The organism is Bradyrhizobium ferriligni (assembly GCF_056837965.1).
Genome location: NZ_JBXEJO010000131.1, coordinates 1 through 11,705, shown reverse-complemented (window position 1 = coordinate 11,705; position 11,705 = coordinate 1). Strand labels below are relative to the sequence as shown.

Sequence of the window (11,705 nt, the reverse complement as noted above, 5' to 3'; positions counted from 1 at the left end):
GGGTTGGGGTGGGGGTGCCACCGCGAGTCATATCGTGGAGAGAACCCCCACCCGCATTGCATCTTCGATGCAATGCGACCTCCCCCGCAAGCGGGAGAGGTGAAGAAAGACTCAGATCGGCTTGATCACCCTGAAGTCGAGACCGTCGGCTTCGGCAAGATACATCGGCATCCTGGCATGGCCGCTGCGCACCGTGACCGGACCGCGCGGGCCGCGATAGACGAGGTTGTCCGCCGCCGCGAGCAGCGGCCGCATGTCCAGCGTGCCGGCGCGGTTGGCGGCGGCCTCGAGCAGGCAGAACCCTTCATAGGCGGACTCGCTGCACGAGCCGACCGGCGGCGCGAACGCCCCGAACATCGCGCGATAGCGCTCCCTGAAATCGTCGCCGGCCTGCGAGCCGACGGAGGGGAAATAGCCGGAAGCGCAGTACAGGTTCTCGGTCTTGTCGGCGCCGATGCCGAGCAGCGCGGTCTCGTCGAAACAGCCGGCAAAGCGCAGCGTGGTGGCGGCAAGGCCGGCATCGGCGAAGGCGCGGTTGAAGGTCACGCTGTCGGTGCCGATCAGCGAGATCAGCACGACATCGGGCTTCGCGGCGCGGATGCGTTCCAGCTGCGCCTCGTGATCATCCTCGCCGACCGGCACGAACTCCTCGCCGACCACTTGGCCACCGGTCTCCTTGATGTAACGCTTCACCGCGCGGTGCGACTGCCATGGCCAGACATAGTCGCTGCCGATCAGGTACCAGCGCGAGGCGCGCTTTGCTTCGGCCAGCCAGTGGATCGACGGCCGGTTCTGCCAGCGCGGCGTCTCGCCGATCGCGATGACGCCGGGCGTCCGCTCGCCGCCCTCATAGACCGGCGTGTAGATGTAGGGGATCTTGCTGCGGGTAATCAGGCCGCGCAGCGCGACGCGCACCGCGCTGGTGTGCATGCCCATGATGAGATCGACGTCGTCGGACGCGATCGCCTGCTCGGCGCGGTCGAGCACTTCCTCGATCGGTCCGCCGGCGTCATAGACCGAGAACTCGATCTCGCGGCCGAGGATGCCGCCGCGCCGGTTGATGTCGGCGACCGCAAGCTGCGCGCTCGAGGTCGCGGCCGGTCCCCACATCCCGGGCGAGCCGGTGCAGCAGACGAAGCCAGCGATCCGCAGCCGGCTGCGCGCACCGCGCGGACCGAAACCGTCCCGATCCATCGGGGAAAATACCCGATCGGACCGCGCCGACGTCAGGTTCCGGAACAGCAGGGAGGGCGGGCATGGAAGGCCGCCATACCTGTTGCTCGAGGTTCGGGCCATGACGTAGGGCGTCGAATGCACACCTGCTCCTGTCTGGCACCGGCAAGCCGCGCGGCGAGCGCGGCATCGCCCGGTCCATCTAGATCGTCCTGATCACATTGAAGTCGAGACCGTCGGCCTCGGCAAGATAGATCGGCATCTCGGCGCGGCCGTCGCGGATGGTGACGGTGCCGCGGGCGCCGCTGTAGACGAGGTTGTGCGCTGCGGCGGACAACGGTCCGATCGACAGCGAGCGCGCCTGATTGGCCGCCGCCTCGAGAAAACGCATCCCCTCATAATTGGACTGCCCGACCGAGCCGATCGGCGGCGCATGCGCGCCGAACATCGCGCGGTAGCTGGTCCGGAAGTCGTCATTGGCGCGCGAATCAACGCAGCCGAAATAGCCGGAGGCGCAGAACAGGTTTTCGGTCGAGTCCGGGCCGATGCCGAGCATCACGGTCTCGTCCATCGCGCCGGCGTAACGCAGCGTGGTCGCGGCAAGCCCTGCTTCGGCGAAGGCGCGGTTGAAGGTGATGCTGTCGGTGCCGATCAGGGTGATCAGCACGACATCGGGCTTGGCGGCGCGAATCCGCGCCAGATGCGGCTCGTGATTGTCCTCGCCGAGCGGGACGAATTCCTCGCCGACGACCCGGCCGCCGGCCTCCTTGATGTAGCGCTTCACCGCGCGATGCGATTGCCAGGGCCAGACATAGTCGCTGCCGATCAGGTACCAGCGCTGCGCCTTCTTGACCTCGGTGAGCCAGTGGATCGCCGGCCGGCTTTCCGCGCGCGGCGTCTCGCCGATCGCCATCACCCCGGGCGTTCGCTCGCCGCCCTCATAAACCGGCGTGTAGACATAGGGGATGCGGCCGGCTGTGACCTTGCGCAGCGCGAGGCGCACCGCCGAGATATGCGAGCCCATGATGACATCGATCTCGTCGAACGCGATCGCCCGCTCGGCGCGGCGCACCACCTCCTCGATGGGCCCGCCGGCGTCGTACATCGACAATTCGACCTCGCGGCCGCGGATGCCGCCGCGGCGGTTGATCTCGGCGACCGCGAGCATGACGCTGTTGGCGGAAATCGGCCCCCAGATCCCGGGCGCGCCGGAGAAGGTGATGAAATTGCCGATTCGAAGCTTGCTGTCGGTGCCGCGACGGCGCGACGAGCCCGGCTTGAGGGTCAAAGCGAGATCGGCCGCGCAGGACGACGGGTTTCGAAACAGCAGCGGCGGCGTGACGGGCATGCCGCCATACGCCTGGAAAGAGACCGTCGAGAGCACGCCAACTCCTGTCTGGGAAGCAGTACGCAACGCAGCCAGCGGGCGGTCGCGGCATCCGCCCCTTGGTTGGGGGAATATCCTAGGTGAAAATATTGAATATTCAACAATTGAAGTGCATATAGAAACGGCATGAGTTGCCGGACATTCATTCACCGGGTCAGGAACCAGGTCTCACGCCGTGGCTAAACCGCCGAAAGAAAATTCCCCGATCACCGAACATCTCGCCTACCTGCTGGCGCAAGCCAACCGGGAGATCAACCGGCAGTTGGAGACGCGGCTCGCCAAGGAAGGCGTGCCGGTCGAGCAGTGGCGCATCCTGAAAGTGCTGTCCGACGGCAACGGCCACTCGATGGGCGAGCTTGCGGATGCTGTGCTGCTCAACCATCCGACGCTGACCAAGATGATCGACCGCATGGTGTCGGACGCCCTGGTCTATCGTGTCCAGGATCCCAAGGATCGCCGCAAGGTGCTGATGTTCGTCTCCGACCGCGGCAAGGCGCTGTGCCGGCGGCTCAACTCGCTCGCGGTGAGCCAGGAGGAGCACATTGTCGAGAGCTATGGCGACAAGTCGACCACCGAGCTCAAGCGCCTGCTGGAAAGCCTGATCGGCAGCGCCAACTAAGGCCGCGCCGGCCCGGCGCGTTCCTATCGAAACCATCGAAAAAAGACCGGCAGGAAATGTCGGGATGCGGCGGTTTGGTGCGTCCTTGGGGCGCGCCCTGCGGCGCAGCCTTCGCGCGCCGTCGCGCAGGCTTCCCCGATCGACAATTAGCGAGGACTTCCCGTCATGACTTCGATCACGCCGTTCCTCTGGCTCGACAACAACGTCCGCGATGCCGTCGCCTTCTACCAATCGGTGTTTCCGAACGCCAAGATCGAGACCGTCAGCGATTTCATGGCGACCTTCGAGCTCGAGGGGCAGCGGTTCCACGCGCTCAATGGCGGGCCGCAGCACAAGTTCAACGAGGCGGTGTCGTTCTTCCTGAGCGTCGAGACCCAGGAGCAGGTGGACTACTTCTGGGAGAAGCTCACCGACGGCGGCCAGGAATCGCGCTGCGGCTGGCTCAAGGACAAATTCGGCCTGTCCTGGCAAGTGATCCCATCAGCGCTGGGCCGCTATCTCAGCGCCCCTGACCGCAAGGCAGCCGATCGCGCGATGCAGGCGATGCTGAAGATGCAGAAGATCGTGATCGCCGATCTCGACAGGGCCTACGCCGGCTGACCGCAATGCGGTTGCGACCGGCGGGCCAATTGCCCCGCCGCGTCGTCTGGGGCGACCGGCCGCACCGGATTTTTCTCCGATGGGAGCAGGCCCGCGTTTGCGGTGCGGGATGTATCTTGCCAAGCCAACCACTTGCCGGCATGCGCAATTTCCAAGAAGCTAGCAGGCATTTCTCAATACCATTTTCAGGGAGGCACGATTTCCATGAAGACGATTGTCGGACTTGCTTTGGCTGCAATGCTGGTCACGCCCGCGAGTGCACAGGACTCGCCGTTTCGAAAAGAGCTGAAGCGAGCAGATTTGAGCGGCACCAACATGGAGGTCATCACGAGCATCAGCGAACTGAAGCCCGGCGACACGTCGATGCTGCACTTCCATAATGGTGAGGAGTCGTACTACTTCCTCGAAGGCGGCACCATCGAGTTGCCGGACGGAAAGCAGGTGGCAATTCCGACCGGCGCAGTTGGCATCACCATGCGCGGTGCACCGCACGGCGCCTACAAGGTCGTCGGCGACAAGGCGATCAAGCTGTTGACCGTCCATATCGTCGACAAGGGCAAGCCGCTCTACGACACGCCGAAGTAGCTAGGCGGCCATCGTGCGAACAGCGGGCACGGCGGGCTGCACGCGCTTGCTCTTCGACGCTCGGCTTACTGGAGTGGCGCGCTTACGCGTACCTTCCGTGGCAGTGCTTGTACTTCTTGCCTGACCCGCAGGGGCAGTCCTCGTTGCGGCCGACCTTGCCCCAGCTTGCGGGGTCGTTCGGATTGCGGTCGGTGGCAATCATCCCCGGCGCCAGCGAGGCCTGGGCGTAGGTCGCCTCGGTCAGGCGGGCCTGCGCGAACTCGTCCTCGCCGGTGTTGGGATCGAGCTTGTGCGCTTCCATCAGCGGCAGCGGCTGCGGCGGCTCCTCCGGCGGCACGATCTCGACCCGCATCAGCTGCGCGGTGACGGCCTCGCGCAGATGCGCGCTCATCTCCTGGAACAGGTTGAAGGCTTCGGTCTTGTACTCCTGCAACGGATCGCGCTGGCCATAGCCGCGCAGGCCGATCACCTGGCGCAGATGGTCGAGCATGATCAGGTGCTCGCGCCAGAGATGGTCCAGCGTCTGCAGCAGGATGGTCTTCTCGACGTAACGCATCACGTCGGGACCCCATTGCGCGACCTTGGCCGCCATGCGCTCGTCGACATGGGTCTCGATGCGGGTCAGCAGCTCCTCGTCGGCGATGCCCTCTTCCTTCGCCCATTCGTCGACCGGCAGATCGACGTCGAGCACGCGCTTCAGCTCGTCCTTGAGGCCCGCGGTGTCCCACTGTTCGGCATAGGCGTGCTCGGGAATGTATTTGGTGACCACGTCCTCGACGAAGGCATGGCGCATGTCGGTCACGGTCTCGACGACGCTGTCGTCCTTCATCAGGTCGACGCGCTGGTCGAAGATCACCTTGCGCTGGTCGTTCTGGACGTTGTCGAACTTCAAGAGGTTCTTGCGGATGTCGAAGTTGCGCGCCTCGACCTTCTGCTGCGCCTTCTCGAGCGCCTTGTTGATCCAGGGATGGATGATCGCTTCGCCTTCCTGCAGGCCGAGCCGCTGCAGCATGCTGTCGAGCCGGTCGGAGCCGAAGATGCGCATCAGATCGTCTTCCAGCGACAGGAAGAACTTCGAGCGGCCGGGGTCGCCCTGACGACCGGAGCGGCCGCGCAGCTGATTGTCGATGCGGCGGGATTCGTGACGCTCGGAGCCGATGATGTAGAGGCCGCCCGGCTTCTTCACGGTTTTCGCGGACTTGTTGCCCTTGGCGGGCTCGACCTCGAAATCCTCTTCCGCCTTCAGCACGATCTCGCGGAAGCGCTCGATGTCGGCCTTGATCTGCTCGATCTTCCTGGCCTTCTCGGCTTCATCCGTGATCCCTGCAGTCTCCTGCTGGATCCGCATATCGAGCGAGCCGCCGAGCTTGATGTCGGTGCCGCGGCCGGCCATGTTGGTCGCGATCGTGATCGCGCCCGGCACGCCGGCTTCCGCGACGATATAGGCTTCCTGCTCGTGGAAGCGCGCGTTCAGCACCGCGAACAGCTTTGCCGGCTTGCCGGCGCGCGCCGCGGCATAGAGCTTCTCCATGCCGGATTCGGACGTGAAGTCGATCTGCTTGTAGCCGTGCTTCTTCAGGTACTCGGCCAGCACTTCCGACTTCTCGATCGACGCCGTGCCGACCAGCACCGGCTGCAGCCGCTTGTTGGCGCGCTCGATCTCGGCAAGGATGGCGGCGTATTTCTCGTTCTGGGTGCGGTAGACCTCGTCGTCCTCGTCGAGGCGCGCCACCGGCAGGTTGGTCGGGATCTCCACGACCTCGAGCTTGTAGATGTCGAACAGTTCGTCGGCTTCGGTCAGCGCCGTGCCGGTCATGCCGGACAGCTTCTGGTACATCCGGAAATAGTTCTGGAAGGTGATCGAGGCCAGCGTCTGGTTCTCGGGCTGGACCGTGACGTGCTCCTTGGCTTCCAGCGCCTGGTGCAGGCCTTCCGAATAGCGCCGGCCCTGCATCATGCGTCCGGTGAACTCGTCGATGATGATGACCTCGTCGTCGCGGACGATGTAGTCCTTGTCGCGCGTGAACAGCGTGTGCGCGCGCAGCGCCTGATTGACGTGATGCACGACGGAGACGTTCTCGACGTCGTACAGCGAGTCGCCCTTGAGCTGGCCGGCGTCGCGCAGCAGGTTCTCGAGCTTCTCCATGCCGGCTTCGGTCAGCGTCACCGTGCGCTGCTTCTCGTCGACCTCGTAGTCGTCCTTCTTGGCGAGATTCGGCATGAAGGTGTCGATGGTGTTGTAGAAATCCGACCGGTCGTCGAGCGGGCCGGAGATGATCAGCGGCGTGCGCGCTTCGTCGATCAGGATGGAGTCCACTTCGTCGACGATCGCGTAGTAGTGCTCGCGCTGGACCATGTCCTCCAGGCGGTACTTCATGTTGTCGCGCAGATAGTCGAAGCCGTATTCGTTGTTGGTGCCGTAGGTGATGTCGCAGGCATAGGCGGCCTTGCGCTCGGCGTCGTCGAGACCGTGCACGATCACGCCGGTGGTCAGCCCCAGGAAGGCGTAGATCTGGCCCATCCAGCCGGAGTCGCGGCGGGCGAGGTAGTCGTTGACGGTGACGACGTGGACGCCCTTGCCGGCGAGCGCGTTGAGGTAGACCGCGAGCGTCGCAACCAGCGTCTTGCCTTCGCCGGTCTTCATCTCGGCGATGTCGCCCTCGTGCAGCACCATGCCGCCGATCAGCTGAACGTCGAAATGGCGCTGGCCGAGCGTCCGCTTGGCGGCCTCGCGCACCGTGGCGAAGGCCGGAACCAGGATATCGTCGAGCGTCTTGCCGCTCGCGAGCTGCTGCTTGAATTCGGCGGTGCGGGCCTTGAGCTGATCGTCCGTCAGTTTGACGAGCTCGGGCTCCAGCGCGTTGATGGCGTTGACGCGGGACTGATACCCCTTGACCCGACGGTCGTTGGCGGAGCCGAAAAACTTGCGGGCGAGCGCGCCGATCATGCGAAATTCCTGTTCTTCGGTCTCGGGTTCGGTCTTCGTTCAGTCTTGAAGTCGGTCTTGGAATTCAGTCTGGATTACAGCCTGAGATGGTCCGCCGGATCGCCTATCAACTCACCGTGACGCGCTACGGTTCGAGCCCCGGCCCGGAGCTCCTCCGCCAATTGAGTGGGAAACAGGCCATCCTGGGTTCAACGGCGAAAAACGCAGCAAAATAAGCGCTCTCACCGCTGACGCGGTTGGCCAGAGATATGGCCCGGTCGGGAGGTTGTCAACGTTGGCAAGATGTCAAGGAATTCATCATTTTGACAAGACTTTCGCGTTGCCAATGTAACACGATTGGGCGAGTGTCCGCCCCGCTCGAGCTTCCCCCCTTTGAGACAAGGATTTTGCATGACCACCTCGCCTCCGGAAACCAAAACCGGCCTGCGCCTCGGCCTCGCCACCCTGGCCGCGACGGGCTGTCTTGTCGCAGTGCTGGCTGCCGGCCTCCCGGTCCGGGCCGCGGAATCCGACCCGGTGCTGGCGAAGGTCAACGGTTCGGAGATCCACGCCAGCGACGTGGCGCTCGCCGAGGAGGAACTCGGCCCGAGCCTGCAGCAGATGGACCCCTCGACCCGCAAGGACAACGTGCTGTCCTTCCTGATCGACATGAAGATCGTGTCCAAGGCCGCCGAGGACAAGAAGATCGAGAACAATGACGACTTCAAGAAGCGGCTCACCTTCACCCGCAACCGCCTGTTGATGGACAGCCTGCTTGCCAGCGAGGGCAAGGCCGCGACCACCGACGACGCCATGAAGAAGGTCTATGAGGAGGCCGCCAAGCAGATCACCGGCGAGCAGGAGGTGCGCGCCCGCCACATCCTGGTCGAGACCGAGGACGAGGCCAAGGCGATCAAGGCCGAGCTCGACAAGGGCGCCGACTTCGGCGAGCTCGCCAAGAAGAAGTCCAAGGACCCAGGCGCCTCCGACGGCGGCGACCTCGGCTTCTTCACCAAGGAGCAGATGGTGCCGGAATTCTCCGCGGTCGCCTTCTCGCTCGAGCCGGGCAAGATCTCCGATCCGGTCAAGTCGCAGTTCGGCTGGCACATCATCAAGGTCGAGGAAAAGCGCAACCGCAAGGCGCCCGACTTCGAGCAGGTGAAGGCCCAGATCGAGACCTATGTGACCCGCAAGGCGCAGGCCGACTATGTCGCCAAGCTGCGCGAGGCCGCCAAGGTCGAGCGCATGGACAAGCCGGCCGACGCCGCCGCGCCGACCGATGCCGCCAAGGACGCGCCGAAGCCCGCCGACAACAAGATGGCGCCGCCGAAGAAGTAAGCTTCGCGAACGTAGTTGCAGTTGCGATGGCCGGGCATGTCCCGGCCATTTTGCTTTTTGAGCCTGTCCTCGTAGTCCGGATGAAGCGCAGCGAAATCCGGGGTCTGTTGCCGCGAAGGGACCTGTCCCGGATTGCGCTGCGCTCCATCCGGGCTACGGCTTCTTTGAAGATCGCGTCGTCCCGGCGCAGGCCGGGACCCATACGCCGCAGCGGAGCTTGTCTTGCTGTGGCAGCAGTTTCTTGAACAATTGATGACGGTGATTATGGGTCCCGGCCTTCGCCGGGACGACGCTGTCGCGCGTTCGCGTCGCAGCCCTCTCCCGCTTCTCGCGGCGAGATGTTATGGAGCGCTTCCCTCCCCGTAGCCGGAAGCTTCCAGATGTCCACCGCCGTCTCCCCCCTCGCCCCGCCCGACGTTCCCGAGATGCCCGTGATCGCGGGTGTGCGGCTTGCGACCGCTGCCGCCGGCATCCGCTACAAGGGGCGCACCGACGTGCTGCTCGCGCTGCTCGACAAGGGCACCACGGTGGCCGGCGTCTTCACCAAGTCGAAGTGCCCGTCGGCGCCGGTCGAATGGTGCCGCGCCAAGCTGAAGGGCGCAGGATCTTCTAAAAAAGGATCGGCGCGCGCGCTGGTGGTCAATTCCGGCAACGCCAACGCCTTCACCGGCAAGACCGGCAAGGCGTCCACCGCGCTGACCGCGCAGATCGCGGCGAAGGCGGTCGGCTGCGCGACGTCGGACGTGTTCCTCGCCTCCACCGGCGTGATCGGCGAGCCGCTCGACGCCACCAAGTTCGACGGCGTGCTGGCGCAGCTCGCCGAGACCGCGACCCCCGATCTCTGGATGGACGCGGCGAAGGCGATCATGACCACCGACACCTTTCCGAAGGTCGCGACCGCGACCGTGAAGCTCGGCAAGGCCAAGGTGACGATCAACGGCATGGCCAAGGGCGCCGGCATGATCATGCCCGACATGGCGACCATGTTGTCGTTCATCTTCACCGACGCGCCGCTGTCGGCATCGGTGCTGCAATCCCTGCTCAAGGCCGGGGTCGAGGACACCTTCAATGCGCTGACCATCGACGGCGACACCTCGACCTCGGATACGCTGCTCGCCTTCGCGACCGGCGCGGCGGCCGCCAATGGCGCGCCGAAGATCTCGCGCGCCAACGACCCGCGGCTGAAGGCCTTCACCAAGGCGTTCCAGCAGATCCTCGCGGATCTCTCCGAGCAGGTGGCGCGCGACGGCGAAGGCGCCCGCAAGCTGGTCGAGGTCGTGGTCGAGGGCGCCACCACCAAACCGTCGGCGCGCAGAATCGCGATGTCGATCGCCAATTCGCCGCTGGTGAAGACCGCGATCGCCGGCGAGGACGCCAATTGGGGCCGCGTGGTGATGGCGGTCGGCAAGGCCGGCGAGCCCGCCAACCGTGACAAGCTCTCGATCTCCTTCAACGGCATCCGCGTCGCCAAGAGCGGCGCGCGCGATCCGTCCTACGATGAGAAGGAGGTGTCGGAGGCGATGAAGGCGCCGAAGATCCAGATCAAGGTCGCGCTCGGCCTCGGCAAGGCCAAAGACCGCGTGCTGACCTGCGACCTCACCAAGGAATACGTCGCGATCAACGGCGATTACCGGTCGTAGCGGCGTTCGTCATTACGATGAGCAAAGCGCTCTATTCCGTCATCCTGAGGAGCGCGCTCTTGCGCGCGTCTCGAAGGGTGCACGGCCCGGATGCGCCAGCACGGAAAGAGCCGGGCCGTCGACCCTTCGAGACGCCGCTTCGCGGCTCCTCAGGGTGACGGTGAGGCAGCGCTGGTCGTTCGCTAGCTCGAGATCCGCGCGTCGGCAACGGCCTTCTTGAACAGCGCGTTCATCGCGTCCGCGATGCCTTGCGTCGGGCTTAGAAGCCCGGCGACGCGCAGGCCTGCATGTTCTGCGCGATCTGGCTGTTCGGCGACGGACCGAACGGGCCCTGGTTGAACGGATCGATCCAGGTCATGTACCAGTTGTTGGTCGGCAGCTGCAGGTAAGTCGTGTTGGCGCGGGAATAGTCGACCGCGCATCCGACCGCGACGACGAGCGGCAGCACAGCGAGGCCAAAGGTCATCGCGATGTTGCCGGAGCGATCGCGGCGGAAACGGCTGATGGTCCGGATCAAGGTGCTCATGGGTTATGTCGGCAAAGAAAATGATCGGCAGATAAATGAGAACCTTCACCCTGCCGGATACGAATTAAGGCCTGCTTATCGCCATCGCGGAAAGCCGCGCGGGCATAAATCGTTTGGCTGACAGCGCGTTGCTGGTTAATGAAAGCTTGAAGATCGGAAGGAATCCCCCACTGCATGGCTGACATCAAGCTGACCCTCGTCGTCGCCTGCGCGCTTGTCGATGCCGACAAGCGCGTGCTGCTGGCGCAGCGCCCCGAGGGCAAGGCGCTGGCCGGCCTGTGGGAATTCCCCGGCGGCAAGATCGAGCCCGGCGAGCGGCCGGAGCAGACCCTGATCCGCGAACTGCATGAGGAGATCGGCATCACCGTGAGCGAGCCCTGCCTCGCGCCGCTGACCTTCGCCAGCCATGCCTACGAGACCTTCCATCTGCTGATGCCGCTCTACATCTGCCGGCGCTGGGAGGGCATCGCGGTGGCGCGCGAGGGCCAGAACCTCGCCTGGGTCCGCGCAAGCAAGCTGCGCGACTACCCGATGCCGCCCGCGGACATCCCGCTGCTGCCGCATCTGATCGATCTGTTGCTGTGATCTTCGTCGCCTCTTCCGCGTGCGAGGGAGGCGCGCTGCCAAAATATCGAAAACAACCCCATGCAAAGCATGGTGGGGGTGGCCGGCGTTCGACCGGGCGACTTGACACGTCGGGCAACTCACCGGCATAATTCCATTATTCCGAAATGGCGTAAGCGCCCCTCGCCTTCCCCGCAAGGGCAGGGCAATCGCATATGAATGCGACTTATCCGCTGTCTCGGTCGGCCTCTCCCGCTTGCGGGGGAGGCCGGATCGCATCGCAGATGCGATCCGGGTGGGGGCTATTTCCGCGATACGACTCGTGGAGCTGTCTCTTATACCCATCT

Annotated in this window: 10 protein-coding genes and 2 pseudogenes; 6 read left to right on the top strand and 6 right to left on the bottom strand. The window is 64.6% G+C overall.

What is annotated here, in order from left to right; all coding sequences use genetic code 11:
* Positions 1-111: 111 nt before the first annotated feature.
* Both AC1VNY_RS41410 and AC1VNY_RS41405 read right to left on the bottom strand, forming a co-directional pair.
* Positions 112-1,296 (bottom strand): substrate-binding domain-containing protein, encoded by a 1,185-nt coding sequence (locus AC1VNY_RS41410; RefSeq protein WP_482409503.1) that lies wholly within the window; start codon positions 1,294-1,296, stop codon positions 112-114.
* Positions 1,297-1,375: 79 nt separating this feature from the next.
* On the bottom strand, positions 1,376-2,557 hold the full coding sequence (locus tag AC1VNY_RS41405) for a substrate-binding domain-containing protein (RefSeq protein WP_482409502.1): 1,182 nt from the start codon (positions 2,555-2,557) through the stop codon (positions 1,376-1,378).
* Between the two features lie 178 nt (positions 2,558-2,735).
* Here AC1VNY_RS41405 and AC1VNY_RS41400 point away from each other — a divergent pair, with 178 nt between their 5' ends.
* The 3 genes from AC1VNY_RS41400 to AC1VNY_RS41390 all read left to right on the top strand — a co-directional run bounded on the left by AC1VNY_RS41400 (position 2,736) and on the right by AC1VNY_RS41390 (position 4,364).
* Positions 2,736-3,179: a MarR family winged helix-turn-helix transcriptional regulator gene (locus AC1VNY_RS41400; protein WP_016847408.1), complete on the top strand. Its 444-nt coding sequence runs from the start codon at positions 2,736-2,738 to the stop codon at positions 3,177-3,179.
* A 165-nt stretch (positions 3,180-3,344) separates the two neighbouring features.
* Positions 3,345-3,779 (top strand): VOC family protein, encoded by a 435-nt coding sequence (locus tag AC1VNY_RS41395; protein ID WP_482409501.1) that lies wholly within the window; start codon positions 3,345-3,347, stop codon positions 3,777-3,779.
* Between the two features lie 204 nt (positions 3,780-3,983).
* Positions 3,984-4,364, top strand: coding sequence for a cupin domain-containing protein (locus AC1VNY_RS41390; RefSeq protein ID WP_212056438.1), 381 nt, complete (start codon positions 3,984-3,986; stop codon positions 4,362-4,364).
* Positions 4,365-4,446: 82 nt separating this feature from the next.
* Here AC1VNY_RS41390 and secA read toward each other — a convergent pair whose 3' ends face one another.
* Entirely contained in the window at positions 4,447-7,311 is a 2,865-nt protein-coding gene (secA, locus tag AC1VNY_RS41385; protein ID WP_482409500.1) for a preprotein translocase subunit SecA, read from the bottom strand.
* 390 nt (positions 7,312-7,701) lie between these two features.
* On the opposite strand from secA, the gene AC1VNY_RS41380 reads away from it, so the two are divergent.
* Positions 7,702-8,628: a peptidylprolyl isomerase gene (locus AC1VNY_RS41380; protein ID WP_482409499.1), complete on the top strand. Its 927-nt coding sequence runs from the start codon at positions 7,702-7,704 to the stop codon at positions 8,626-8,628.
* Between the two features lie 380 nt (positions 8,629-9,008).
* Positions 9,009-10,268: a bifunctional glutamate N-acetyltransferase/amino-acid acetyltransferase ArgJ gene (argJ, locus tag AC1VNY_RS41375; RefSeq protein ID WP_482409498.1), complete on the top strand. Its 1,260-nt coding sequence runs from the start codon at positions 9,009-9,011 to the stop codon at positions 10,266-10,268.
* Between the two features lie 182 nt (positions 10,269-10,450).
* On the opposite strand, the pseudogene AC1VNY_RS41370 reads toward argJ, so the two are convergent.
* The 3 genes and pseudogenes from AC1VNY_RS41370 to AC1VNY_RS41360 all read right to left on the bottom strand — a co-directional run.
* Positions 10,451-10,662, bottom strand: a pseudogene (locus AC1VNY_RS41370) (pilus assembly protein); the annotation flags it as partial.
* Positions 10,663-10,674: 12 nt separating this feature from the next.
* Positions 10,675-10,734 (bottom strand): annotated as a pseudogene (locus AC1VNY_RS41365) (hypothetical protein); the annotation flags it as partial.
* Between the two features lie 56 nt (positions 10,735-10,790).
* On the bottom strand, positions 10,791-10,979 hold the full coding sequence (locus AC1VNY_RS41360; RefSeq protein ID WP_482409497.1) for a hypothetical protein: 189 nt from the start codon (positions 10,977-10,979) through the stop codon (positions 10,791-10,793).
* On the opposite strand from AC1VNY_RS41360, the gene AC1VNY_RS41355 reads away from it, so the two are divergent.
* Positions 10,969-11,379, top strand: a complete 411-nt coding sequence (locus AC1VNY_RS41355) for a (deoxy)nucleoside triphosphate pyrophosphohydrolase (RefSeq protein ID WP_028343243.1) — start codon at positions 10,969-10,971, stop codon at positions 11,377-11,379. The two genes, AC1VNY_RS41360 and AC1VNY_RS41355, sit on opposite strands and share 11 nt — an antisense overlap.
* The last annotated feature ends 326 nt before the right edge of the window (positions 11,380-11,705 follow it).